The 26,704-nt window shown below is 41.6% G+C and carries 25 protein-coding genes; 1 reads left to right on the plus strand and 24 read right to left on the minus strand.

Annotated features, from left to right (window positions below):
- Positions 1-172: 172 nt before the first annotated feature.
- The 24 genes from B4W83_RS09140 to B4W83_RS09255 all read right to left on the minus strand — a co-directional run bounded on the left by B4W83_RS09140 (position 173) and on the right by B4W83_RS09255 (position 24,347).
- Positions 173-1,921 (minus strand): ABC transporter ATP-binding protein, encoded by a 1,749-nt coding sequence (locus B4W83_RS09140; RefSeq protein ID WP_001254276.1) that lies wholly within the window; start codon positions 1,919-1,921, stop codon positions 173-175.
- Between the two features lies 1 nt (position 1,922).
- Positions 1,923-3,647 carry an ABC transporter ATP-binding protein gene (locus B4W83_RS09145; protein WP_000681713.1) on the minus strand — a complete coding sequence of 575 codons (1,725 nt, stop codon included), beginning with the start codon at positions 3,645-3,647 and terminating at the stop codon, positions 1,923-1,925.
- 57 nt (positions 3,648-3,704) lie between these two features.
- Positions 3,705-4,643: a peptide-methionine (R)-S-oxide reductase MsrB gene (msrB, locus tag B4W83_RS09150; RefSeq protein WP_000818207.1), complete on the minus strand. Its 939-nt coding sequence runs from the start codon at positions 4,641-4,643 to the stop codon at positions 3,705-3,707.
- Between the two features lie 60 nt (positions 4,644-4,703).
- The gene (locus B4W83_RS12800) at positions 4,704-4,826 is read right to left on the minus strand and encodes a chlorohydrolase (protein WP_158083589.1); all 123 of its coding nucleotides are present in this window, start codon (positions 4,824-4,826) and stop codon (positions 4,704-4,706) included.
- Between the two features lie 75 nt (positions 4,827-4,901).
- Positions 4,902-5,771, minus strand: coding sequence for a homoserine kinase (thrB, locus tag B4W83_RS09160; protein ID WP_000692402.1), 870 nt, complete (start codon positions 5,769-5,771; stop codon positions 4,902-4,904).
- Between the two features lies 1 nt (position 5,772).
- On the minus strand, positions 5,773-7,059 hold the full coding sequence (locus tag B4W83_RS09165; protein WP_000216383.1) for a homoserine dehydrogenase: 1,287 nt from the start codon (positions 7,057-7,059) through the stop codon (positions 5,773-5,775).
- A 150-nt stretch (positions 7,060-7,209) separates the two neighbouring features.
- Complete coding sequence (gene mecA, locus B4W83_RS09170) at positions 7,210-7,947, minus strand: adaptor protein MecA (RefSeq protein ID WP_000782676.1); 738 nt, start codon at positions 7,945-7,947, stop codon at positions 7,210-7,212.
- A gap of 56 nt (positions 7,948-8,003) precedes the next feature.
- Positions 8,004-8,171 carry a hypothetical protein gene (locus B4W83_RS13000; protein WP_007285054.1) on the minus strand — a complete coding sequence of 56 codons (168 nt, stop codon included), beginning with the start codon at positions 8,169-8,171 and terminating at the stop codon, positions 8,004-8,006.
- Positions 8,172-8,264: 93 nt separating this feature from the next.
- Positions 8,265-9,299, minus strand: a complete 1,035-nt coding sequence (tarQ, locus tag B4W83_RS09180) for a teichoic acid biosynthesis protein TarQ (RefSeq protein WP_000461506.1) — start codon at positions 9,297-9,299, stop codon at positions 8,265-8,267.
- Positions 9,292-10,761, minus strand: a complete 1,470-nt coding sequence (locus B4W83_RS09185; RefSeq protein ID WP_000565080.1) for an O-antigen polysaccharide polymerase Wzy family protein — start codon at positions 10,759-10,761, stop codon at positions 9,292-9,294. The genes tarQ and B4W83_RS09185 overlap by 8 nt, the downstream gene beginning before the upstream one ends.
- Before the next feature lie 15 nt (positions 10,762-10,776).
- The gene (locus tag B4W83_RS09190) at positions 10,777-11,763 is read right to left on the minus strand and encodes a glycosyltransferase family 2 protein (RefSeq protein WP_000446979.1); all 987 of its coding nucleotides are present in this window, start codon (positions 11,761-11,763) and stop codon (positions 10,777-10,779) included.
- 1 nt (position 11,764) lies between these two features.
- Positions 11,765-12,868 (minus strand): glycosyltransferase, encoded by a 1,104-nt coding sequence (locus tag B4W83_RS09195; RefSeq protein WP_000225877.1) that lies wholly within the window; start codon positions 12,866-12,868, stop codon positions 11,765-11,767.
- Positions 12,858-13,703: a LicD family protein gene (locus tag B4W83_RS09200; protein WP_001062004.1), complete on the minus strand. Its 846-nt coding sequence runs from the start codon at positions 13,701-13,703 to the stop codon at positions 12,858-12,860. Before B4W83_RS09200 ends, B4W83_RS09195 begins: the two co-directional genes overlap by 11 nt.
- Positions 13,704-13,981: 278 nt before the next feature.
- The gene (gene psr, locus B4W83_RS09205) at positions 13,982-15,256 is read right to left on the minus strand and encodes a polyisoprenyl-teichoic acid--peptidoglycan teichoic acid transferase Psr (protein ID WP_000032344.1); all 1,275 of its coding nucleotides are present in this window, start codon (positions 15,254-15,256) and stop codon (positions 13,982-13,984) included.
- On the minus strand, positions 15,253-16,101 hold the full coding sequence (gene pheA, locus B4W83_RS09210) for a prephenate dehydratase (RefSeq protein WP_000686437.1): 849 nt from the start codon (positions 16,099-16,101) through the stop codon (positions 15,253-15,255). Before pheA ends, psr begins: the two co-directional genes overlap by 4 nt.
- Complete coding sequence (locus B4W83_RS09215) at positions 16,098-16,574, minus strand: shikimate kinase (protein WP_001151365.1); 477 nt, start codon at positions 16,572-16,574, stop codon at positions 16,098-16,100. Before B4W83_RS09215 ends, pheA begins: the two co-directional genes overlap by 4 nt.
- On the minus strand, positions 16,567-17,850 hold the full coding sequence (gene aroA / locus B4W83_RS09220) for a 3-phosphoshikimate 1-carboxyvinyltransferase (protein WP_000769885.1): 1,284 nt from the start codon (positions 17,848-17,850) through the stop codon (positions 16,567-16,569). Before aroA ends, B4W83_RS09215 begins: the two co-directional genes overlap by 8 nt.
- Positions 17,851-17,941: 91 nt before the next feature.
- The gene (locus B4W83_RS09225) at positions 17,942-18,280 is read right to left on the minus strand and encodes a YlbF/YmcA family competence regulator (RefSeq protein WP_000065992.1); all 339 of its coding nucleotides are present in this window, start codon (positions 18,278-18,280) and stop codon (positions 17,942-17,944) included.
- Positions 18,281-18,290: 10 nt separating this feature from the next.
- Complete coding sequence (locus B4W83_RS09230; protein ID WP_001140475.1) at positions 18,291-19,394, minus strand: prephenate dehydrogenase; 1,104 nt, start codon at positions 19,392-19,394, stop codon at positions 18,291-18,293.
- Between the two features lie 9 nt (positions 19,395-19,403).
- Complete coding sequence (aroC, locus tag B4W83_RS09235) at positions 19,404-20,570, minus strand: chorismate synthase (protein WP_001269882.1); 1,167 nt, start codon at positions 20,568-20,570, stop codon at positions 19,404-19,406.
- Between the two features lie 9 nt (positions 20,571-20,579).
- Positions 20,580-21,647 (minus strand): 3-dehydroquinate synthase, encoded by a 1,068-nt coding sequence (gene aroB, locus B4W83_RS09240; RefSeq protein WP_000702126.1) that lies wholly within the window; start codon positions 21,645-21,647, stop codon positions 20,580-20,582.
- Positions 21,648-21,665: 18 nt separating this feature from the next.
- Entirely contained in the window at positions 21,666-22,520 is an 855-nt protein-coding gene (locus B4W83_RS09245) for a shikimate dehydrogenase (RefSeq protein ID WP_000762489.1), read from the minus strand.
- Entirely contained in the window at positions 22,510-23,187 is a 678-nt protein-coding gene (gene aroD, locus B4W83_RS09250) for a type I 3-dehydroquinate dehydratase (protein ID WP_000767767.1), read from the minus strand. The genes B4W83_RS09245 and aroD overlap by 11 nt, the downstream gene beginning before the upstream one ends.
- Positions 23,184-24,347, minus strand: coding sequence for a class I SAM-dependent rRNA methyltransferase (locus tag B4W83_RS09255; RefSeq protein ID WP_007284832.1), 1,164 nt, complete (start codon positions 24,345-24,347; stop codon positions 23,184-23,186). Before B4W83_RS09255 ends, aroD begins: the two co-directional genes overlap by 4 nt.
- Before the next feature lie 116 nt (positions 24,348-24,463).
- On the opposite strand from B4W83_RS09255, the gene B4W83_RS09260 reads away from it, so the two are divergent.
- Entirely contained in the window at positions 24,464-26,614 is a 2,151-nt protein-coding gene (locus B4W83_RS09260; RefSeq protein WP_000840071.1) for an LTA synthase family protein, read from the plus strand.
- Positions 26,615-26,704: the final 90 nt, after the last annotated feature.

The raw sequence follows: 26,704 nt of genomic DNA on the forward strand, positions 1-26,704 counted from the left end.
GTCAGTCTTATCTACAACCTTAAAGCAGTGCTTTTAGTAACCTGCGGCTAGCTTCCTAGTTTGCTCTTTGATTTTCATTAAGTATTACAGTGAACAATTTTTCTAGCTATTGTAACAAAAAAGTCACCCGAAGGCAACTTTTTTCGTCCATAAACTTTCAAAAGAGAATGGCTTATTCAGAGCTAAAAGCTGCTGCTTGCTGCATTTGGTAATACTTACCCTTTCTAGCCATGAGATCCTGATGATTGCCATGCTCCACGATGTCGCCATCTACCAAGACAAGAATCAAATCCGCATCCTGAATGGTTGACAAACGGTGGGCGATGATAAAGCTTGTGCGCCCCTTCATGAGTTTTGCAAAGGCATCCTGTACTAGCACTTCTGTCCGTGTATCGATGGAGGAAGTTGCCTCGTCTAAGATAAGAATCTTTGGAATATCCAAAAAGACTCGCGCTATAGTCAAGAGCTGGGTCTGACCGACAGAGAGAGATTCTCCTGCATTTTCTAACTTGGTATCGTATCCCTGTGGCAACTGTTGGATGAAAAAATCTGCATTGGCTGCTTTGGCAGCAGCAATCACCTGCTCCCGACTGGCTTCAGGATTTCCAAAAGCAATATTGTCATGAATGGTTCCTTGCTTGAGCCAGGTTTCTTGGAGCACCATGCCAAACTGCTGTCTCAATGATACTAGGGTATAATCATAAATGGATTGCCCATCCAGCAAGATATCTCCTGAGTTAATAGGATAGAAACGCATAAGAAGATTGATAAGGGTTGATTTTCCTGCACCTGTCGGACCAACGATGGCTACCTTGCTACCAGCTGGAATATCAATAGATAAATCCTTAATCAAAATCTTTTCAGGATGGTAACCAAAAGAGACATGTTTAAAGGAAATAGCTCCCTTAACTTGGTCACTGGTCAAGACTTCCTTGCCTGTTTCAGCAACCTCAGGACTTTCTAAGACAGCATAGACGCGCTCTGCGCAAGCCAGAGCACTTTGCAACTCAGCTAGCACTGAAGAAATATCGTTAAAGGGCTTGGTATACTGTTGGACATAGTTCAAAAAAGTCACTAAACGCCCAATGGTCAAGGTTGACCCCATCATGATACGATAAGCTCCTACTCCAGCTAGAATCGCATAAATGAGCGCATTGACAAAGCGAGTCGAAGGATTGACCGTTGAAGAATAAAAGATGGCCGACTGCGAATAGCCTGCGTAGTTGTCATTAGCCTCACACAGTCTTTTGATAAACTCTACCTGAGCATTAAAGGACTGGATAATGGTCTGCTGGCTAAGCGATTCTTCAATCAACTGAGTTTGAGTCCCTCTGGTCTCTGTTTGCTTCTGGAAGAGATGATAGGAGCGTTTGGCAATAAATCGTGAGATTACCATAGACAGTGGCGTCAACAGCAAAACCATGAGGGTCATAAGGAGATGAATTTGGAGCATGGCTAGAATACTAACCAAAATCATCAAAACACCAATGAAAAATTGGTTAAAAATCATGGTCAAGCCAGCTGCCAACTGTTCTATGTCTGTGGTTACCCGACTGACCATCTCTCCACTTCCTTGCCGATCCACGAAAGCAATCGGTAACCGATGGAGCTTATAAATGATTCGCTCTCGCAAGTCTCTGGTATAAGAGAAGATTAGGCGATTATAAAGAAGAGGATTGGCCCATTGTACCAGAGTATTTCCTATAACTACCAAGATCATCTGGAGAAAAATCTGCCAAAAAACTGGTGAAGAACCAGCCACTAGAACTTGGTCTATGACCTGCCCAATCAGAATAGGTAGGTAGATTGATAAGGCAACCTGGGCAATAGTTCCTAGAAAGGCTAGAAAAAGAAGGAAGGGATGACTTGCAAGGTCTTTAGCCAAACGTGTGAACGTCTGGTTTGCAGTTTGTCGTCTCATACTATCCCTCCTTTCCATGTTGGGATGCATTGATTTCGCGATAGACTTGACTGGATTTCATCAAGTCCTCGTGCTTGCCGATAGCTAGGAGCTCTCCTTTTTCTAAGAGTAGAATCTGGTCAGCCATCTGTAAAGTCAATGTTCTTTGAGAAATCAAGATTAAGCTCGTGTTAGGCAGATTTTCTCGAATAGCTTTCAAGAGCTTAGACTCGGTAATGATGTCCAGTGCTGAGGTCGCATCATCTAGGATGAGAAATGGAACTTGGCGCAAGACTGCACGTGCGATAGACAGCCTTTGTTTTTGTCCACCTGAAAAATTTCGACCACCTGCCTCAACTAGGGCATCCAAAAGTCCTTCCTTTTCACTGACAAAATCCTTAGCTTGCGCAATCTCCAAGGCCTGCCAGAGTTCTTGGTCAGATACTTCTTGATGTAAACCTAGAGTCAAGTTAGAACGAATGGTTCCCTTAAAGAGTTCGACTTTTTGGGGCACATAGGCAATCCAAGACCGCCACTGTTCAAGATTGAGAGGACTAGTTCCATCTCGATAAAGGTCTATGCTCCCCTTGTCTGCTGGGTAAAGTCCAAGGATGACTTGCACCAAGCTTGATTTACCAGAACCTGTCCCTCCGATGATACCAAGGATTTGCCCTTGCTTCATATCAAAGGAAATGTCTCTCAGAGAAGGCTGGGCCGCATCAGGATAGGTAAAAGTCAATTCTTGGACTTGTAAAACCCGACCACTGGTAACTTGCTTTTGTTCTAATTCTGAATGGATGTTTTCGGGAGATTCCTCAAAGACCTCCTCGATTCGCTTAGCTGAGATGTAGGACTGGTTGAGGGAATTGATCAGCATGGCTAGCTTGACCAATTCCACCAAAATCTGTAAGAGGTAATTGATAAGAGCAATAAGAGCACCTTGACTGAGCACTCCTCCTTGAATTGAAATATAGCCTTGCCAGATAATAACGAGAAGAGTTCCATTGACAATCAGATAGGTCAGAGGTGTTAATAAACTAGACCAGAAACCTGTCTTTTCTTGTAATCTAGCATAAACTTGGTTAAGGGTTTGAAAAATCTGTAACTCTCGTTTTTCTTGACCAAAAGCACGAATAACCCGCATCCCTTGCAATTGCTGGCGCGTTTCCTGAACCAGTTGGTCCGTTTTCTTTCTGAGACTACTGTAGAGAGGATTGACCAATCGAGATAACCCTACAATGACAATGGTCAAAATGGCAACCATGACTAAAAACCAGAAAGTCAACTCAGCTGAGATTCGATAAGCCATAAAAATGGCACCAAAAACGATAATGGGCGCTCGCAAAAAGAGACGCAGGAATTGATTGATACCAGTCTGAATCTGGTAGGTATCCGAAGTCAAGCGAGTGACCAAACTAGAAGTTGTCAGACGGTCTCTGCTGTCCTTGGACAAGGAAAGAATATGACGATAAAGATCGTTTGTCAATTCCTTAGCAAAGCCTACTGCTGCCTTTGCTGAGTAAAATTGAGCTATCAAGGCCACTAAAACGCCAATTACTGCAAAGATAAGGAGCAGGCCAATCTGCATCCAGAGATGACCTTGATCTCCCTGAGGTAAAGATTGGTCAACAATCCCAGCAATCACCATGGGAACCAAGAGCTCAAAAACAGCTTCTAACAGCTTGAACAAGGGGGCTAAAATTGATTCCTTGATGTAGGGTTTGAAGTAAGATAATAGGTGTTTCATAAATCCCTTCTATTCATATTCTAGAAATGAAGAAAGTGGGAAGCCCCACTCTCTGTTTTATTTGTTTAAGTAAGGCAATAGATAGCCATATCCTGCTTTTTCCATCTCATCCTTGGCCACAAAGCGTAAAGAAGCAGAATTGATACAGTAACGGAGGCCGCCTAACTCCCGCGGTCCATCTGTGAAAACATGACCCAAGTGAGCGCTGCCTGAACGAGAACGAACTTCAATTCGCTCCATTCCATGGCTCAGATCCTTGTAATAATGAATCAACTCTTTGGAAATCGGACGGCTAAAACTTGGCCAACCACAACCTGAAGCAAACTTATCCTTGGCAAAAAAGAGTGGCTCACCCGTCGTAATATCTACATAAATCCCCTCTTCAAAGGTTTGGTCATAGGCATTGGTAAATGGAGCCTCTGTAGCAGCTTCTTGTGTGACACGATAAGACTCTTCAGATAGACTGGCCTTTAACACTTCTTGGCTAGGCTTTTCATAGTTTGCTGCATCAATCAATGGCTTATCAGCATCGGTCACATCGATATGACAGTAACCTGAAGGATTCTTCCTGAGATAATCTTGGTGGTAGTCTTCAGCCAGAATGTAGTGGCGTAATTGCTCCACTTCTACTGCAATCTTTCGACCCAGCATGCGTTCCTGCTCCTGTACCACTGTGTAGATAGCTGGCAAATCTGCTTCATCCTGATAATAAATCCCAGTTCGATATTGGCGACCACGGTCATTCCCTTGTTGATTGATAGATAGAGGATCGATAACTCGGAAATAATAAAGTAAAATCTCTCTGAGTGACACTTCCTTCTCATCGTAAATCACTTGGACCGTTTCTGCATGGTCTGTTTCCTTGAGCAACTGGTAATTGGTCGTTTCGACTTGACCATTAGCGTAGCCAACACTGGTTTCTAGCACTCCAGAAATGCGTGAAAAATATTCCTCTAGGCCCCAAAAACAACCACCTGCTAGATAAATTTCTGCCATCTTTATTTCTCCTTTATCACGTTTTTAACTAATACTCTTCGAAAATCTCTTCAAACCACGTCAGCTCACATCTGCAACCTCAAAACAGTATTTTGAGCTGACTTCTTCAGTTCTATCCACAACCTCAAAACACTGTTTTGAGCAGCCTGCGGCTAACTTCCTAGTTTGCTCTTTGATTTTCATTGAGTATAAACTTCTTTTCACAAAAAGGATATGAAAGCCTCTGGTCAAGAGTTTCCCCATCCTATCTTCTATTCTTTATTTTGCTTCTACACGGACACCTTGGGTATCAACTCTCAAGTCATGCAGTTTTCCTTTGAAAGGTTGCTTTTCCAATTCTGCCTTAATTGTTGGCATCTTGTCATGAGAAGCCAGAACCATAACTGTCGGCCCAGCACCAGAAAGGTAGGTTGCATAGGCTCCATTTTCTTTGGTCACTTGCTTAATCATCGCAAATTCTCTTACCAAGTCCTGACGATAGCGCTCATGGAAGAGGTCTCCCTCGATTGCTTGCCCAGCGGTCACCATGTCTCCTGCCAACAAGGCAGCAACCGCTACATTGGCGATAGAACTTGCAGCAACAGCTTCCTTATAAGACAATTTTTTAGGCAAGACACTACGGCTGTCGCGAGTACGTAATTCATAGTTTGGAATGTAAGCTAGAAAATCACACTCTGGAAAGTCTGCTACGATAGCAGAGACTTGCCCTTCAACAGAACTTGCAATAACGAGATTACCATAAATGGCTGGAGCCACATTATCAGGGTGTCCTTCAATCTTGGTCGCTAACTGCAATTTTTCATGATCAGACAAGTCGAGTTTCCCCAATTGGTTGGCTAGTTCAATCCCAGCCACAATAACTGAGCTGGAAGAACCCAAACCACGCGCCAAGGGAACATCACTGGTCATTTTCAAGCGTCTAGGTTTCAAATCTGGTACAATTTGCAAAGCGATTTTGAGCAAGAGATTACGCTCATCATGTGGAATCCATTTGCCAATCTGGTGTTCAATCAACCACTCATCTCCTTCTTCGCAGACCTCAATTTGAAGATACTTGGTTACAGCTACACCGACCGAGTCAAAACCTGGCCCGATATTGGCACTGGTTGCAGGTACAATAATCTTCATCTTATTCTCCTAGCACCTTGAAGGTATTCAAGAGGTCGAATTCTGAAACCTTCTTCAATTCAGCTGAGACATTTTCAAGCTGGGCTTTATTAATCTTGTGTGTGATGATAACGACACGCGCCTTGTCACCCTCTTTGCCATCTTGAAGGATTTGCTTAAAGGAAATATCTTGAGCATTGAAGATTTCAGCCAACTTCAAGACCTGACCTTTTGAGTCTGGAGCCAAGATTGAGAAATAGTAGTTTGCTTTGACATCTTCAGGATTTGCCAAGACCAAGTCACGGCTATATTCGTTGAAGTCTTTGCCAATAGTACCATCATTCAAACGACGAACGATACGGACAATATCAGCTACAACACTTGTTGCAGTTGGTTTTTGACCCGCACCTGGTCCGTAGTACATAGACTCACCAATACCGATAGATTCTACAAAGACAGCGTTCATTACGCCATTCACACTAGCAAGTGGGTGCGCTTTAGGTAGGAAGGTTGGAGTCACTTCTGCAGCAATACCTGAAGAAGTTTCCTCAATAGAACCAACCAATTTCACTACGTAACCAAGCTCTTGAGCTACAGCTACGTCTTCTGGTGTGATATTGCGGATTCCCTTGTGGGCTACATCATCAAAGGCAATCTTCATGCCAAAGGCAAATTGGCTCAAAATAACCATCTTGTAGGCTGCATCAATCCCATCTACGTCATTCGTCGGATCGCTTTCTGCAAATCCTAGACGTTGTGCTTCCGCAAGAGCATCATCGTAAGACCAGCCTTCTTCCACCATCTTGGTCACCATGAAGTTGGAAGTTCCGTTGACTACTCCAAGCACGCGCGTAATTTTATCAGAAGCCAAGGAATTTGCTAAAGTACGAAGAATTGGAATCCCACCAGCAACTGCTGCTTCGTAGTAAAGTGCTACCTTGTTAGCTTGAGCGATTTCTAGCAATTCTGCGCCATGGACAGCTAAAAGGTCCTTGTTAGCAGTAACAACGTGTTTTCCAGCTTCCAAGGCACGAGTGATAAAGGTTTTAGCAGGCTCAATACGCCCCATCAATTCCACTACGATAGTAATATCTTGGTCTGATAAAATATCATCCACATTGGTTACAAAGTTAAAGTCATTCCCTGCTGCAAGCAAGCGATTTTTTTCATCTTCATCCTTGACCAATACCTTAGCAACTTTGATATCTGAATGTGCTGATTGATTGATTTTTCCTCCATTTTCCTTTAGGAGGAAAGGCACACCACTTGCAACGGTACCAAATCCTAGTAAAGCAATTTTAACTGTCATCTTTATCTCCTCGAAATTTTCTAATATAGCCATTATAACAGAATTTTGTGAAAATTCCTATTATAGTAAATCACTATTTCAGTATAAAAAGAAAAAACGAATCAGACGATTCGCTCTTCTTAAAATCTGAAAATAGCTTTCCAGAAAGGATTAGCCGATTTTTTGCAGATTGAGCACTGCATCGTGACTCATCAAGACTTGACCATACTCTTGTAAGACTGAGCGACTGATATCACTATCGTCTGCAAACTCGCGCATACGGGCCAACAGCCAAGCTGGATATGGACTTGGATGATTTTCAATATCCACTAAAATGGTCAAATAATAGCGCTCATTCATCTTGTAGAGTTCAGAAGTTTCCATCTCAAAAGTCACTGTCTTAGCAAAAGCCACCAAGTCAGCCAACTTAGCAAAAGAAAGGATGTAGTAGATGTAAGGTTCTTTCTTACTCTCAGCTTCTTGTTCAGCCTGCTCCTGCTCTTCTTCCTTGGCTTCGACTTGCTCTAAAGATTGAATCGCTTCGATATCATCCTTAGTTTTGTCTGCGATGCTCTTTTCTAAGGTTTTAATAAACTCATCTGGCGACATTTGAGCCAATTCTTCCATATCTGGTAAATCCGATAAATCTTCAAAATCTAGATTTTGGTCAATCTTTGATTTGGTTACAAAGACATCAACCTTATCAGGTTTTGGAGTCACACGGAAGCTCAACATACCTGTATCTAGAAAGCTATCAGGCATCTCTAACTCATCCAAGATAGCATAAAAAAACTCTTCTGTTTTTTCTTGAGGGACAAGAAAGTCAGCAATCTCCATGCCACGATCCATCAAATCCTCTAAAGACATCGTGATTTTCAAAGTTGTATCACTAATTTGTTTCATTTTCATTGCTAGTAACCTCATACTTTCAGTTCTATCTATTATACTAGATTTTTACGATTTTATCAAAAGAAGGCTCCTCTGTCGGGATAGATTTTCCCTAGGGTAACTTCTGTAGAAGACTCTAATACTCTTCGAAAATCTCTTAAAACCACGTCAGCTCTATCTGCAACCTCAAAACAGTGTTTTGAGCAACCTGCGGCTAGCTTCCTAGTTTGCTTTTTGATTTTCATTGAGTATAAAAGAAAATTTCTGCAGACAGATAGAAAAAGGTCTTCAAAATCAAACTTCTTGTTCGACTTTGAAGACCTAATACATCAGAAAGCTTATAGTTTAAAGGTTGCTACACCGAGGATAGAACGATTTAAGTTTCTAAGAATTTGAAGACTTTGTTCAAATTTCTTATAACGAGTCACTCCGTACTCTTCAACAAGAAGGACTGTATCTCTTTCCAAAAGAGATGATACATCCTGTAAATCTACAAAATGCATTCCTTTTAAAGCCTCTTGACTCTGTTTCAATTTATCTAGGATAGCTTTATTTGAGCTAACGATTGTTAATTCTTGTCCAGCATTTTTGTATGACAAGACATCTGCTAGGTTAGCAATTGTTGTAATCTCTGTTACAAAATCAATTTGATACTGAGAAAAATCACCTGCTCTATTGATTGTTGGATTAAAGAGATAAATCAATACATTCCCCATCACAACCAAAATCACACAAACTACTCCAATAACAGCTAAACGGAGAATCAAGTTTTTCACATTCAATCCAAGTGCTGTCTCACCATTTGCATTCAATTCTTTAGAGTTGATGGTTTCCAATTTTTCAATTTTTACATTTGCAAAAGTGTGTTTAAATTTCTCAATCAATCCATCAATTTTTCGCTCTAACAAATCATTAGCATCTTTACTTGATGTCAAAATTTTCACACCAACCCCTGCATCGTCAATCATATAGTAGACGGTCAATTTTTTCCACCAATAATCATTCGTTGAATTTTTCAAGGTTGTTTCTGTCGTGTCTAATTCACTGGCAATTTTTTTCAACTCACTGGGTTCTACATCATTGAAAAGATAAGCTCCATTCAAATTCCCATCAATCAATTTCCCATAAAAATCACTATAACCACCAATTTGATGATTCAAAATTGTTTTAGCTGAGTCTTCTGGAGGAGTGATTTTATAGCTAAGATAAGTTGAATAACTTGTTGTATCTTTGACAGTGTTTTTATTCCTAACTGCTTTAATTGTAAATGGTACAGCAATGAGAGCAAATAAAGCGATGAGAGCTAAAATATTTGCTTTTCGTTTTTTGTAAAGATTTGCAAATAAATCAGCTACTGAATAATGTTCAAACATGATTTTTTTCTCCTTTGTTTAGTAGATACTGGTTCTCTTTTGTAAGCATTTTTGCTACAAATATAATCACAAGAACAATTCCCCAGAATTGCATTGTAAATAAATTGAAGAAACTTTCTGAAAAGCTACTTCTAGGCATAAAGAATAGATTATTCAAGATGAGTAAAGACAAGGCAAATAGGATTGTTCTTGAACGATAGGCTACTTGCAGCATGGCTATAAATAGCATACCGAGTAAGAGACTAAGTAGAAAGACTCCTATCATACCATAGTCTGTATACAACTCCATGATATAACTACTTCCGATACCATGTCCTTTTAAATATTCCTTGTTCAAAACAAGATAGGACAAATTGTGGGCATAACTATTACTATCAATAGCTAGCTCCACACTATTGGTTGTATGTTCAAAGGCTTTTCCTCCGAAAATAGCCCCCAAGCTTCCCCTTGCAAAATAATCAAGAACAGGACCAAAAGTAAAATTACGGAAATCTCTGTAAGGTAGGCTACTGTTAAATAGAAAACCTCGAGCCAGAACGCCAAAACTAGTTCCTTGTTTATAGATAAAGTCAAGTAAGATATCCCAGAAATCTGTATGAGAAACTTGGACATTATCCCGTACATAATTGAGTACTCCCATCGCTAACATGAGAATAGGAGAACCTACAAAAATCGCTAACTTTTCTTTAAACCCAATCCATTTTCCTTTTTCAGTTTGCTCCCGCATAAAGTAATAAACAAAAGCAAATAAAATACTTAAAATAAAGGGATTTCGTGTCCCAATTGCCAAATGAATAGTATTAGCTGCAATAAAGGAGACAAGCACTGCTGTGGCCTGCAATTTCTTTGGCTTGGTTGCCAGATACATACACATTGCATAGACCGTAAAGGTAGACAAAATGTAGGTAAAATAAGGCAGTTTACTTTCAAAATTTGCATAGTAGGCATAGTAGGAAGTCTGCAAACGATACAAGAGCCGTTCAAATAACCGAATGAAATAGAAAGGATAGGTTAGAAGAAAAACTCCTAGTGATACAAAGCGTAACCGCTTGATATAAACCTCTTTTAGAGAATTTCCTATATTTGCTACTTTTATTTTCTTCCTAGCTATGAAGTAACGAGCCAGAATGCCTCCTGTGGTCAAGCCCAGAATCGAAACCATGACAACTATAAAGGCAAAACGATAGGCTATTGGATGATAGGTATCCAAAGCACCATCCCTAAAATAATCAATGGTCGGTCTTGATACCAGAAATACAAAAATGGTTAAATAGAAAATAAAATGGATTAAGTAATACTTGATATCATTCCAACAAGCAATTAAGCTACTAACCAACAAGAACAATAAAGTAGAAAGTAAGCTAACATTATTATTATTAAACAGATACACAATTCCACTTACTAGCGTCAAGGCATAACTGACTATGGTCAAACTAAATAATAATCGTTTCCCATCAATCACTTGGTCACCCCCGTTCTAATGTAATTTTTTAGATTTTTCAATATTTTTCAGTAATAAGAATCGATATAAGGAAATATTTATGAATAGGGCCAAAGCACTAATTCTTCTCCCCTTACGGAAAATTGGATTCCTAGAAATAGCAAAGGCATGGCCTTTTAAAAAACGATGAATCTGAGAATAGGCTTCAAACTGTTTATACTGATCATCTAGCAACATCTTATCCAGAATAAAGAAGTGGGCATAGGCCAATCTGAAAAAAGCGACCTCTTTCAAGTCAGGATAGTTTTTCACAACTTCATTATAAAACTTTTGGTAGATATCAATATAGGCTAAATCCTTCTCTGCATAGGGTTTGGTCGTAATACTATCCCCTCTATGGAAATAGTAATAATAGGGTTTAGTATTAACCACATACTTCTTGGCCAACTTGATTAAATCAAAATGGTAATAGGCATCTTCGTAAATCAACCCCTTAGAAAAGGATAGGGCAGTTGCAATCTGTCTCTTGATTAGCTTATTGCAAATCGTCCCAGGTATTTTTTCACCTATGAGGTATTCCTTTAGAAATGTTTGAGAATCACAGACAAAATAGTCATCCTGATTGGCTGACTGTGGGCTTTCATCATTAGCATAGACATTCATGACACCACAGCTCGAAACATCCGCATCTTCTTGAACTAATTGCTCATATAAGCTCTGAATCATTTCTGGATGGATATAATCATCTGAGTCAATAAAAATCAGATAATCCCCGTGAGCCTGCTTCATCCCATCATTTCGTGCTTGCGACAATCCTTCGTTCTTTTTATGAAGCACTGACACCCTGTCATCTTGTTCAGCGATTGAATCACACAAGCGACCACTTTCATCTGTTGCACCATCATCAACAAGAATAATTTCCAGATTTTGATAGGTCTGCTTCTGAATGGAAGCTATCGATTTTTCTAGGTACTGCGCCACATTATAGACTGGCACAATCACACTAATTAATGCAGTTTCCATGCTACTCCTCTAATAGTTTTTCTACTTGTTCGATTTGTTTTGTAATTGTAAATTGTTGAATGAATTGGCTAGCCTCATCGACATCAAAGTTTGAGGCAGAAGTCATGTAATTAGTAATCGCCTGAGCTGCCTCTTGATTGCTCTCAATGATTTGTCCAAATCGTCCTTCTTGGGATAATTCCTCAGCCCCTCCAACGTCCGTAGAGATAAAAGGGAGTCCCAGACTCAAGGCCTCCACATACACTCCAGGAAAACCTTCTTGTTTAGACATAGACAAGAGAACTTTCGTCTGAGATAGATACTGATAAGGATTTTTTTGATAACCAAGGAAATGTACATAGTCCTCAATCCCATACTCTTTGACTCGTTTTTTCAGTTCCTCTTCCATATCACCAGCCCCGATAAAATAGAGATGATAGTTTTTTCCCTCTTGGTGTAATAATCGTATCACTTCCACTACACGGTCAGAACCCTTATTTTCCTCAATCCGTCCGATAGTACAGATACTTTGAGGAGCAATCTCGATATCGATCTTCTCTTGAGATTTTTCTAGAATAGTCTGAAAATCATATCCATTGTAGATTGTCTGTAATTTAGAAGCATAATCTGGATAAACTTCCTTGATAGAATTGCTGGTCTTTTTTGAAATCCCTACAATTGTATTCGCAGCATCCAACTGGCTTCTATGTGATTCTCTTTTAGAGCTATCCTTAAGAAGTTCTTCAATACTTCCATGAATCCAAGATATCTTCTTGACTTCTCTTCTTTTAGAGAACAACAGTGGTGGATTCATAATGGTAAAAGAAACTTCAACATCATAATCATCTTTTACAAGCAAACGACGAGCCAGTCTTGGAAAATAAATTCTCATTCTCCACAAAAAAGCTCGTAACCATCTGGTTTGGCGATAATCTTGAAGGGATTTTAAAATGCGTACATGCTTTGGAACAGATTCATATCCCTTGTCAAAGTGCTCCATTTCAAGAATATCAATATCATACTTTTCTAGATCCAGATTTGAAACAATGGTTGATAGAATCTTCTCTGCACCACCTCCAAGAGAAAAAGACCACATAAAAAATAAGATTTTTTTCTTAGCCACCATATTCTCCCTTGTATTCTGTATAAGACTTATCCATATCAGCGATGACAGCATCATGATGCGGTACCTGCTTGTCTGCTGGTGGAGGCGTCATATAATCCCCAAAAGCAGTTCTGAGATAGACATCATAGCCGATTGGAATAGGCATCTCTGTTCCTTCAAATGGCAAGAAAAGATTGTCTTCAAAAGATGTGATTGGGTACTTGTTTCTCATGTAGCCAGGACCTGAGCATAATTCTGTAATGCCATCACAATCAGCCAAATCATACTTAGTCATTTCTTTCTCAGCTTTTTTCCAGATGCGATAACGGAGAGATTTTGGAGTCAAACCCAGTAAAATGCGACTTCCCCATTTCATGAGAGCACCATGCTTTTCTGGAATAGTTTGCGCACAAAAGAGTGAATAAATCAAGGCCCAACGAACCTGTTTTTTCCGCTCAGCTGGATCTTTCGGATAATAATCCAAAGGCAAAACATCCAAGGCCAGACCATGTGGCAAATCCAAATCCTGCTGATAAGGCTTGATACAGGTGGTTTCCTTGTCACGAATGGTAATAAAAAGATTACGATCAACAAAATCCTTGTAACTCTTTGACAAGAAATAACGTTCATCTGCATAACGAGGCCATAATTCTGCTAATTTCTCATAATCTTTACGAGGCATAAAAAAGTCTAGGTCGTCGTCCCAAGGAATAAATCCCTTGTTTCGAAGGGTACCAATAGCGCCTCCGCCACAGAGATAACAGAGCAAATCATGTTCTTTACAAAAGGCCACAAAATATTCAGCCATCTCCAGACTACGAGCCTGAATTGCTTTTAAATCAGTCATATTGTTCATTATTCTTTCTATCGTATCGTTTCATTATACCACAAACAAGGGGTGAAAATCTATTGCAGACTGTAAAAAATCAAAGCCTGACTGCTATCCAAATAGCTATCAAACTTTGATTTTTCTGTCTTATACTCTTCGAAAATCTCTTCAAACCACGTCAGCTTCACCTTGCCGTAGGTATAGGTAACTGACTTCGTCAGTCTTATCTACAACCTCAAAACTGTGTTTTTAGCAGCCTGCGGCTAGCTTCCTAGTTTGCACTTTAATTTTCATTGAGTATTATCTTATCTCAAGCCCATTTGAGCGAGCTTGGTTTGATATTTGTTTTGATCAACCAGCAAGCCCAAGCCTCCATAAACATCATAGGCATCTACCCAGTCACCCAGTTCTGGAATCGTCAATTTTTCAATACCATTTTTTGCTCCATCCAAAACAGATAAACCGTTTGTTAGGAGGAAAGTATAGGGTACGTTGGTTGAGGTCATAGCAAAAACCTTTCCAAGAGCTTCAGAACCAGTGAAAAGTTTAGTGGGATCTTTAATTTGCTCTAAAATTGCTGTTAAAACTTGTTGCTGTCTTTTTGTACGGCCGTAATCCGCCTCATCATCATCACGGAAACGAGCATAATTGAGCAGGGTCGAGCCATTCATCTGCTGTTTTCCGACTTTAATGGTTTGGGTTGGAGACTCAGTCTCGGTAGCATATAAATCATCTCCGACTGTAGCTTCTGTTAGGGGACGCCCATTCAATGTTGAAAATTGAGCATCAATCGTCACCCCATCAGGGAAAAGCGTGTCAATCGCTGTGGCAAAGGCCTGGAAATCAACCAAGGCGTAGTACTTAATGTCCAAGTCAAAATTATCTTTCAAGACTTGGCGAACCATTTCTGCCCCTTTTTGCCCCTCTTGTTCTCCTAACTCGTAGGCTACGTTTAACTTGTTATCTGTCTGTTTTCTACCATTAATCACTTGACTATAACCATCTATATAGACCAAATTATCACGCATGAAACTGACTAGCTTCATTTTCTTATCTGAGCCCCCGACATTTAATACCATAATAGAGTCAGTTCGTGTCTCAACACTATTTTGACCGATTCGACCGTCTGTCCCCATGATCAAAATATTAACTCCATCTCTAGTGTCCTGACCATTAAAGACTTGAACCTGTGCTGCCTTAGCATCAGCAGTTTTCTTTGCGCTAGCATCTTGGTAACCACGCAAAAACATGAATACCATGGCCAAAGCCACACAGACCAAAAGTGAAAAAATCACCATAAAAATTCGTTTAAGACGGAGCTTCCGTCTTTTCTTTTTTGGAGGGAAAGAGAGTGCTTGTGATTTGGATTGTGAGCGACTCCGGTTCGCATAGCTTGGTAAGTCAACCTGCTCTTCTCTTTCTTGTTCCAAGCTAGAGCTACTATTTCCCCTAGCAAGAGTTAGCTTTTCTTGCAAATAGGCAAACTCATTTTTTTCTCTCTCATTGAGATAATGAATATTTTTTAGCAAATAATCATAACGCAACTGCTCATGATGACTTAAGGGATTTTCTTTACTCATCTTCTCTCCTTTCCATGGTCTGATATTGGATAAATAGGATAGGCACCCAGAATTTTATACTGGATTCCAATCGCTTCTAATTCTTTTTGGGCAAAGTGGACCAAGTCCTTATCGGTATAATCCACATCGATAATGAAAAAGTATTCACCCAGTGCTGTCTTGAGTGGACGACTTTCAATTTTTGTCAAGTCAATTCCTCGCCAAGCAAAGGTCGACAGGGCCTTATAAAGTGCACCTGGAAGGTTGTCAGGTAATGTCAAGGCCAAACTCATCTTTTCAGTTTGTGCTTGCAAGGGAATAGAAGGCTTTTCAGCTCCTAGAACCCAGAAACGTGTGAAATTGGCTTCCATTTCCTGAATATCCTCGGCAATCAGTTCCAATCCATATTCTTCAGCAGAACTTCTAGGTGCAACTGCTGCAAAGGGCTGGTCTGGATGTTCGGAAATAAAACGGGCCGCATAAGCTGTACTAGCTGTTACCTCGATTTGAGCCTCTGGATATTGTTCATCGATGAATTTCTTTCCTTGAGCCAAGGCCTGTGGATGTGAAAAAATCTTTTCAATCTTAGTATGGCCTGGAACCACCATCAACTGCTGATGAATAGGCTGAACGATTTCTGCTACTGCTTGGATGTGAGCCTGATGAAAAAGATAGTCCAAGGTTTCATGAACACTACCCTCAATAGAGTTTTCAACTGGCACCACAGAATAGTCCACTAATCCTTGCTCATAAGCCTTGATGACATCTGTAATGTTGGCAAAAGCCTGCAATTCCTCATTAGGAAAAGCTGTCTGCACAACATGGTGTGAAAATGATCCCTTGGGACCTAGATAAGCAATTTTCATCTTAGTTCCTCTATAATTTCCTCCGGACTTAGCTTGGTCACATCCAAAATCCGACTAGCCACTTCCTCATACCAAACCTGTCTTTCTTGGAAAATAGCTGCAAGTTCTTCCTTGCTATTATTTAGAAAAAGCGGGCGCTGATTATCCTTATCAGCTGCGATACGTTGGTAGAGGGTTTCAAAATCTGCTTTCAGGTAGATGTTATCTGTATTAGTCTTGAGTAAGTCACGATTTCTCTGAGAAATAACCACTCCTCCTCCAGTTGACACGACTTGGTCTGTTTGTAGTAAATTAGCTAGGACTTCTGACTCTACCTGACGAAAGGCCGCTTCGCCCTTTTCCGCGAAAAATTCCGCAATGGACATACCTAAACGCTTCTCTATCAGAGCATCCATATCAAGGTAGTCTGGGTCTAAACCTCTTGCAATAGTCGATTTGCCAGCACCCATAAAGCCTAGTAACACCTTAGCCATGAGTCAAGTTCTCCAAATCATCAAAGAAGCTAGGATAGCTGGTATTGATGGCTTCTGCCCGATCAAGTTCCACTTCTCCATCTGCAACCAAGAGAGCTGCGATGGCTGTCATCATGCCAATTCGGTGGTCTCCAAACGTATTGACTCTAGCACCGTAAAGAGCGGATTTTCCTTTGATAATCATTCCATCTGCTGTAGGTGTGATATCTGCTCCCATACTATTCAGGGCGTCTGCCACCACCTGAATGCGGTCTGTTTCCTTGACCTTAAGTTCCTCAGCATCCTTGATAACTGTTACACCTTGGGCTTGGGTCGCAAGTAGAGCGATAATGGGCAATTCATCAATCAAACGTGGAATCAAGGCACCGCCAATCTCTGTTCCTTTCAAGTCTGAAGACTCAACAGTCAAGGTAGCAGATTTAGCGACTGGGTCAATTTCAGTCATTTCCAATTTTCCACCCATGGCGCGAATGACATCAATAATACCGGTGCGCGTTTCGTTGATACCCACATTCTGCAGCACTAGACGAGAGTTTGGAACAATCAAACCTGCGACTAACCAAAAGGCTGCACTGGAAATATCTCCTGGTACGACCACCTTCTGTCCTGTCAATTTTTGTGGCCCTTGGACTGTGATTTTCTTGCCCTCCACACTTAAATGGCCACCAAATTGTTTCAACATATCTTCAGTATGATTACGGGTGCACTCTTTTTCGATAATCACTGACTCCCCCTGAGCCTGCAAGGCCGCAAAGATCAAGGCTGACTTGACTTGGGCAGAGGCAATTGGCAACTCATACTGAATAGGTCTTAGGGTTTTCGTCCCTTTTAAGTGAAGAGGAGGCAGGTCTCGCTCAGTTTGTCCCGAAATGCTAACGCCCATTTTTTTCAGAGGAATCGTCACACGATCCATAGGACGTTTGGAAAGACTGTCGTCTCCAAACATTTCTACTTCAAAATCTGCACCTGCAAGGACACCTGAAATCAGGCGAATCGAGGTGCCAGAATTTCCCATATTAAGGGCATTTTGTGGCGCTTTTAAGCCAGCCATGCCTACACCTTGAATGGTAATAACCCCATCTTTATCCTCAATTTCAACACCAAGGTCACGAAAAACCTGCATGGTCGAAAGAACGTCTTCACCTCGCAGAATATCATAAACCTTGGTCTCACCCTCAGCCAAACTTCCAAAGATAATGGAACGGTGGCTGATAGACTTGTCACCTGGGACGCGGATACTACCATGTAAATGGCGAATGTTTGTTTTTAGTTTCATACTGGACCTCATACTTGCAATACTTTTACCTATTTTATCATAAAAAGCCAGAAATTCCTTAAAAATTCCTGACTTTAGGATCGTTCTTTTCTTATTTCAGCAATTCCGAAACTGGTTCAAAAACAATTTTTTCAATGTCAGAAAGATAAATGGCCAATTGTTGTTGCTTGGTAAAGAATTCTGACAAGAGGCTATTTCCTTGAATCTGTTTACCAAAGCCTTCCATCTTAGCTTGGAAGGACGCATCTGGCATTTGACCTGTCTGTGCTAGTTTTTGAATTTCCTCTTGAAAGGCAAGATATTCTGTAAAGATTTTGCTTGCCTCAGCATCTGCTGCAATCGCATCTTTAGCTGCTTTAACATCCTTGTATTCTGGTAATCCGCGTAGACCGCGACTGAGTTCGTTTGCACTATCGTAAATATTTGACATGATTTTCTCCTTATTTGATGACGACTGTGTAGTCGGTATTTTCTGTTATGAGATGCTCGGCTCGTTCCAAGTCTTGAGCATTTTTAAATGAAATTTGTAGGATTCCGTGAATATCTTCACGATTTTCCTCGTTGATGTGGATGTTAACCAAGGAAGTTCCACGTAGCAGTTCCAAAATCCGCAGGATGACATCTTCTTCATCAGGAACGTCAACATAGAGGTCGTAAGAGCTATCCACACCACCACGCTTATGGATTTCCATGGTCTGGCGTTGTTCACGCGCTTGGTTAAAAAAGTTCCAAATTTGCTCTTCATCCCCCTTACTAATGGCCTGACCAATCGCTTCCAAACGTTCCTTAAAATCCTCAATTCGGTCTAAAATAGTCTCACGATTGGACAAGAGAATAGAGGTCCACATACCCGGCTCGCTTTCCGCAATTCGGGTCATATCTCGAAAACCACCGGCCGCAAAGCGCCTTACCATCTCATGTTCTTGAGCATAGACCGCAGTCTGCTCCATGAGACTAGAAGCCAGAATATGAGGGAAATGGCTAATCTGAGAAGTCACACAATCATGCTCCTGGGCATCAATCTCGATAAAACGAGCATGAAGACCTGAAAGCAGATCCTTCATTTCCTTAAGCGTGTCCTGACTTGTCAGGCTTGAAGGTGTAAAGATATAATAGGCATTTTCAAAAAGATTGACATCCGCAGAAGCAGCCCCTGTCTTGTGACTACCAGCCATGGGATGGGCTCCGACAAAGCGAACAGACTTGCCAGCTAAATAGTTCTCCGCCGCATCTACAATGGCTGACTTAGTCGAACCAGCATCTGAAATAATGACACCTTCTTTCAAGTCCAAGTTGGCCAACTCCTTAATAAAGGAAATGGTTTGTTTGATTGGCAAGCTGAGAATGATGATATCTGCCAAAGGAGCAAAACTGGCAAAATCATCCGTTGCACGGTCAATCATGCCTTCTTTCAAGGCAATATCTCTCGAAGCTTGACTGCGATTATACCCTAAAATTTCATAATCTGGATGATCGCGTTTGATACCAAGCGCCATAGAGGCACCAATCAAACCAAGACCTGCGATATAGATTGTTTTTGCCATAGGAACTCCTTAATAGTTCTTTGTATAATCTCGGTGTTGGGCTACCGCTTCTTTTAATTCCTCTAGATTGTCTGATGAGAATTTTTCAAGGATTTCTTGTGCCAGAACCGTTGCCACAACGGCTTCCATAACCACTCCTGCTGCTGGAAGAGCGGTCGGATCACTTCTCTCCACGGTTGCCTTATAAGGTTCGTGGGTTTCGATATCCACACTCATAAGAGGTTTATAAAGAGTAGGAATGGGTTTCATGACCCCACGAACAACGATGGGTTGCCCATTAGTCATACCACCTTCAAAACCACCTAGATTATTGGTACGGCGAGTATAACCGTCTTCTTTAGACCAGAGAATTTCATCCATAACTTGGCTGCCTTTACGATAACCAGCCTCAAAGCCAAGACCAAATTCCACCCCTTTAAAAGCATTGATAGAGACAACTGCCTGGGCCAATCTTGCATCCAATTTTCTATCCCATTGGACATAGGAACCAAGACCAACTGGAACGCCTCCGACGACTGTCTCCACAACCCCACCGATGGTATCACCATCACGTTTGATTTGGTCAATATAGTCCTTGATTTCCTGTTCTCGTTCTTGGTTGACAATAGAAACTTCAGACTGGGCAGCTCTTTGCTTAATTTCAGCGACTGTCAGATTTTCAGGAACATCTATTTCCTTACCACCAAAGACCACGACATGGTTGGCAATCTCCATATCCAGCTCAGCCAAGAGGCGTTTGGCTACTGCACCAACTGCCACCCGCATGGTAGTTTCACGAGCTGATGAACGCTCCAAAGAATTTCGCAAATCATCAAAACGGTACTTAATCCCCCCAACCAAATCGGCATGACCTGGGCGAGGATGAGTAATTTTCCGCTTGCTTTTAAGGCGGTCTTCAATGTCCTCCGCAGACATGATGTCCAGCCATTTCTGGTGGTCCTTATTGATGACATCCATAGTAATAGGCGCCCCTGTCGTCTTCCCGTGGCGAACACCCGAAGTAAAGACAACCTGGTCACTCTCAATCTTCATACGACCACCACGACCGTAGCCACCCTGACGGCGTTTAAGGTCGCCATTGATATCCTCAGCTGTCAAAGGAAGCCCAGCTGGAATTCCCTCAATGATAGCTGTCAGACGGGGTCCGTGTGATTCTCCTGCAGTTAAATATCTCATACACTCTCCTTATTTTACCAAGTAGTCTTTCATCTCTTCCAGAGAAACTGGGTGAATGGTCGCTGAACCAAGCTCTGGCACCAAGACCAATTTCAAGATGTTGCCACGCGCTTTCTTGTCATGAGTCAAAGCCTGATAAAGCTTGTCAACATCCCAGTTTTCATAGTCAACAGGCAAGCCAAATTTCTGACACATAGCTGTAATGGACTGAGTTATTCCTTCTGGCATAAGGCCTTTTTCCTCAGCCACCTTGGAAATCTGCACCATTCCCATGGCAACAGCTTCACCATGCATGACTTTCCCATACCCAGCCGTTGCTTCAATGGCATGACCAATGGTGTGGCCAAAATTGAGGTAAAGGCGAACACCATTGTCCAACTCATCCTCAACTACCATCTTGCGCTTGACCTGACAAGAATGTTCAATCAAGGTCTCTGCATGTTCCAGAATGCTCTCAACAGAACCATCCAGCTCCGTCAAAAGAGCCCACAGTTCTGGATCCTCAATCAAGCCATACTTGATGACCTCCCCCATCCCTTCAATCAACTCTCTTTTTCCAAGCGTTTCAAGGACAAGCGGGTCAATCAGAACCCCATCTGGTTGGGCAAAGGTACCCACCATATTCTTAGCAAATGGAGTGTTAACGCCTGTCTTTCCACCGATAGACGAATCCACCTGGGCAGTTAAACTGGTCGGAATCTGAACAAAGTGAATACCCCGCATATAGGTAGAGGCTACAAAACCAGCCAGGTCCCCAACGACACCACCGCCGAGAGCCACGATTCCATCGCTACGAGTCAACCCCTGCTTAACTAGAAATTCATATACTTTCTGAACAGTAGTTAAATTCTTTCTTTCTTCCCCTTCTAAAAAGTCAAAAACAGCTACCTGAAAACCAGCATCTTCTAGGCTGAGTTTGACCTTCTCAGCATAAAGAGAAGCTACATGGTTGTCTGTTACGATGAGCACTTTTTGTGGTTGCCATAGTTCTCGCAACCATTGACCAGCCTGAGCCAGACAACCTTTTTCAATCTGAATATCATAAGGATGATGAGGAATATCGATTCTGATTTTCATAGGAGAGTCTCCCTTTCTTTATTGGTATTTTTCTGTTAAAGACTGCCAAATCTCTTCTGTCGGCATTTCCTTGCCTGTCCACAGTTGAAAAGCTTCTGCAGCTTGATAGAGCAACATTCCCAGACCATTGACTGCTGGATTGCCCTGACTTCTAGCCCATTTCAAAAATGGCGTTTCAAAGGGTTGGTAAATGATATCTGCGACCAAGAGAGTCTCTGTCAGATTGATGTTTTCTGGAACTGGGGATGATTGACCATCCATGCCCACACTAGTCGCATTGACCAGTAAGCCCGAATCGACAATCCTTGCTTGCAGTTCCGAAACATCTTCTAAAGCATACAAGTCCACTTTAAAGCCTGTCTGCTCCTGTAACTTGTCTAGGTGAGGTCTTGTTTTTTCCATAGAAACGGAACGAACAAAGACCGAAATCTGACTGACACCATCCAAAATGGCTTGCGCTATAATGGACTTGGCCGCACCACCTGCACCCAGCAGGGTCATCTTCTTACCTGTAATTGTAAAAGAAGGCAAACTCTTAAAGAATCCCTTGCCATCTGTATTATATCCAATCAAATTCCCATTCTCATTGACAACCGTATTGACCGCACCAATCAAGCGCACCTCATCGCTCAGCCCGTCCAAATAAGGAATCACCTGCTCCTTATAGGGCATGGACAGATTGATGCCAAACATCTGGTAGCGACAAATATTGGCTACTGTTTCTGCCAAATCACCCGCTTCAATCTCCCAAGCAACATAAACACCATTGGTAGCTGTCGCCTCAAAGGCCCTATTGTGGATGAAGGGAGAAATAGAATGTTTAATAGGATTGGCAACAACTGCAGCTAAACGTGTATAGCCATCAAGCTTCATCCAAAATCTCCCTGATTTTTTTCATGCTAGCTAGAGAAATCTGACCAGGGGCACTAGCCTCATCCAGACTGGCAAAAGACCAACTCGAACCAGTCACATCCGCAGTGATACGAGAAACCTTGCCCACCTTACCCATAGAAATAGTTACATATTCCTGCTCAGGATTGAGGGTTTTAAAGCCCCGTGTATAGTTCATCAAGTCTAGCACATCCTGCTCCGTATGAGCCATCACCGCAACCTTGACAAGTTTTGGATTTAGGCTCGTCAACTCTGACAAGATTTCCATCATATTTTCAGGTGTTTCTTGGAAATTGTGGTAACTCAAAACGAGATTTGGGAAGTCCAGCATTTCCTCAAAAACATCCTTGTAGCTATAGTACTCAAAATCAATATAGTCTGGTTGATAGAGTTGCACCACTTCCTTGATTAAATGGATATATTCTTCTGAAGAAAGGTCAATTTCTCCCCCTTCAGAGCGAGTTCGTAGCGTGAAAACCAACTCACGACCTGCGAATTTTTCAAAAATAGCTGGAGCCACCTGCAAAATCGCTTCTTTAGGCAGATAGTCGGCACGCCATTCAATGATGTCGGCATCCAGGTACCTCGTGGCATCCAGAGCCTGGGCCTCCTCTAAACTTCTTGGCATTACTGAAACGATTAATTTCATTTACTAACCTTCATACTAATCACCTTGAGGTAATTACTACTTTCATCTTTTTTATTATAGGCGAAGTCTGCTGGAAGACCGTATTTATTTAAAATCTGGTAACTTCTTCCTGCAAAGCCTTTATCAATTTGTTCTGTAAATTTCTGACGGGAAACATTGGCAGCATTGGTACTGGCAATGATAATCCCTCCAGGATTTAAAATCTCAAGACTCTGGGAAATCAACTTGTGATAATCCTTGGCCACAGAGAAGGTTTGTTTTTTGTTCCGAGCAAAGCTAGGCGGATCTAGGACAATCACATCGTAGGTCAAGCCTTTTCGTTTGGCATACTTGAAATATTCAAAGACATCCATGACCACAAAACGATGGTCGTCTGTGCTGATTCCATTTGCCTGAAAATGCGCTTCCGACAATTCTCGTGAACGTTTGGCTAAATCAACCGAAGTTGTCTGGTTTGCTCCTCCCATGGCCGCAGCTACTGAAAAAGCTGCTGTATAAGAAAACATATTGAGCAAGGATTTGCCCATAGCCAATCCATCCACCAAGCTACCACGAACCTCGTGCTGGTCTAGGAAAATCCCTGTCATCAAGCCATCATTCATAAAGACTTGATACAAGACACCATTTTCCAAAACAGTGAAAAAGTCAGGTGCTTCTTGACCATAAACATGGGTAGATTCATAGTCCAAACCCTTAAAGCGGATCTTCTCATAGGCCCCTAAAACCTCAGGAAAAACCTGTCTAAAGGCTTCTGAGATGGTCTGACGAATCTGATAAACATAAGAGTTATACCAAGAAAAGACAGCATAGTCGCCATAAAGGTCCACTGTCAGACCCCCAAAGCCATCTCCCTCTTGGTTGAAGAGACGAAAGGCAGTTGTCAAATCATCTTGATAGTAGGCGCTTCTCTTTTCTTTGGCTTGTCTAAACAGCATTTCAAAGAAAGCTTGATTGAAGGCCACCTTGTCCTTACTAACAAACCAGCCCAAGCCCTTGTTTTGCTGAGAAAGGTAGGCAGTCCCAAGAAAGGTTCCTTCTTGACCCTGCACTTCTACTTCCTGATCCTTAAGATTGACATTCTCAAGATCACTGGCTTCTAGTAAAACTAGCCCCTTAGCAAGCTTCTTTTCAACCCTTTTGCTAACTCTTATTCTATTCATAACTACCATTATATCAAACTTTTAGCCAATTCTCAAAAAAGAAACTACCCTTGCTTTTTTACTCTTCTTTTAAAAAATGGTATACTAATACTAATAAAAAATTAGGAAGTAAATGTGTGAAAAGCAATTTTAACAAAATCCAAAAAGCCGTCGGTACCAGACTGGGTTTTGTCCTAACCCTTTTAATCCTCTATTGGCTCAAAACCTTATTAGCCTATGCCGTTGACTTTAATTTAGATATTCAAGTGGGCAAGTTGCAGGGAAATTACCTTGCCTTTATCGCCTTTTTCAATCCCCTTCCCTTGGGGCTACTCCTGCTGGCTCTAGCCCTCTATGCTCGGTCAACCAAAATCTTTTATGGTCTGAGTATAGCTATTTATAGCCTTTTATTCATTTGGCTTTATTCCAACGTCTTTTACTATCGAGAATTTAGTGACTTTATCACGGCTAATACCATGAAGGTGGTCAGCAAGGTGTCTGTTGGTACTGCAGAATTAGAGTTACTGCGCTTTTGGGATTTCATCTATTTTATGGATTTCCCACTGCTGGCTTTCCTTTTCTATAAAAAATTCATCCAGCTGGATAGGAGACCTTTCAAATTCCGCTCCAGTGTTGCCATCACTGCTCTCTCTGCCCTGCTCTTTTCAGCTAACCTTTTCTTGGCTGAAATTGAGCGTCCCGATCTCCTGTCGCGAGGATTTTCGAATTATTATGTTGTCCGCGCCCTCAGTTTACCAGCTTTTTTAGGTTATAGTGCCAACCAATCCTACAGCGCCAACAAGGAACGAGCCAAGGCCTCTGAGACAGATCTGCAACCTATTACAGATTATATTCAAGAGCATTCGGCTAAGCCCAATCCAGACTATTTTGGCTTGGCCAAAGGAAAAAATGTGATTTATCTCCACTTGGAGAGCTTCCAGCAGTTCCTGCTTGACTATAAACTCAACCTAGATGGAACTGAGCATGAGGTCACTCCCTTCCTTAATTCCCTCTACCATTCGCAATCTACACTAGCCTTTTCGAATATCTTTAACCAAGTCAAGGCTGGTAAAACCTCAGATGCGGAAACCATGCTAGAGACTGGTTTGTTTGGACTTGACCAAGGTTCCTTTATGGTCAACTATGGAAGTACCAATACCCAGCAGGCAGCGCCTTTTATCCTAACAAAAAATGGCTATCAATCAAGTGCTGTCTTTCACGGTAATATTGGGACCTTCTGGAACCGAAATACGACCTACAAACAATGGGGCTATCAATACTTCTTTGATGCATCCTACTTCACCAAGCAAGACAGTAGCAATTCTTTCCAATATGGTTTAAATGATAAAATCATGATGAAAGATTCTATTCAGTATCTGGAGCATTTGCAGCAGCCTTTTTATGCCAAGTATATCACGGTGTCCAATCACTATCCCTATGCTAGCAATCTGACTGGCGATGAGCTTGGTTTCCCACTGGCTAAGACCAAAGATGAAACAATCAATGGCTACTTCCAAACAGCCAACTATCTGGACAGTGCCATTAAAGCCTTCTTTGACTATCTCAAAGAAAGTGGCCTCTATGAAAAATCCATCATCGTCATTTACGGAGACCATTATGGTATTTCCAACTCCCGCAATCCTGACCTGGCACCCTTGATTAGCAAGACTTCTGAGAACTGGTCGAATTACGACAATGCCATGTTGCAACGAGTGCCTTTTATGGTGGTCATGCCTGGCTATGAAAAAGGACAAATCATCAATACCTACGGTGGACAAATCGATATCTTACCGACTCTCGAACACCTCCTTGGTATTGAGTCCAGTTCCTTCCTTCAAGTTGGGCAAGACCTTCTGTCTCCAGACCATCAAGAAATCGTTGCCTTTCGAACTGCCAATTCCTTCGTCACACCCAAATATACCAGCTACGACGGACGAACCTACTACACTGAAAGTGGTCTTGAAATCAGCAATCTTGATGAACAAGCTCAAACTGAACTAGAAAGCGTTCGTCAAGCAGCTAGTCAACAGCTGAAAATCAGCGACCAGATTCAAACTGGTGATTTGATACGTTTCTACCAAGCAGATCATCTTGGAAAAGTTGATACTGAAAGTATTTCTTACCTCAATTCCTTGCCAATTCTGCAAAAGATTGAACAGGAAAAAGGTAGTCAGTCAACCAGCCTCTTTAGCCAACGACAAGGCAAAACTAGTACTGACCTTTTCAAGGCACCAAGTTACCAAGAACTCCACCCAGAGTCGGCTGAAACTGAATCAAAATCACAATAAAAATGCTCTTCCATCGTGGAGGAGCATTTCTTTTTATCAACAAAAATCAAAGAGCAAACTAGGAAGCGATCTGCAGGCTGCTCAAAGCAC

The sequence above is a fragment of the Streptococcus pseudopneumoniae ATCC BAA-960 = CCUG 49455 genome, assembly GCF_002087075.1.
Classification (GTDB): domain Bacteria; phylum Bacillota; class Bacilli; order Lactobacillales; family Streptococcaceae; genus Streptococcus; species Streptococcus pseudopneumoniae.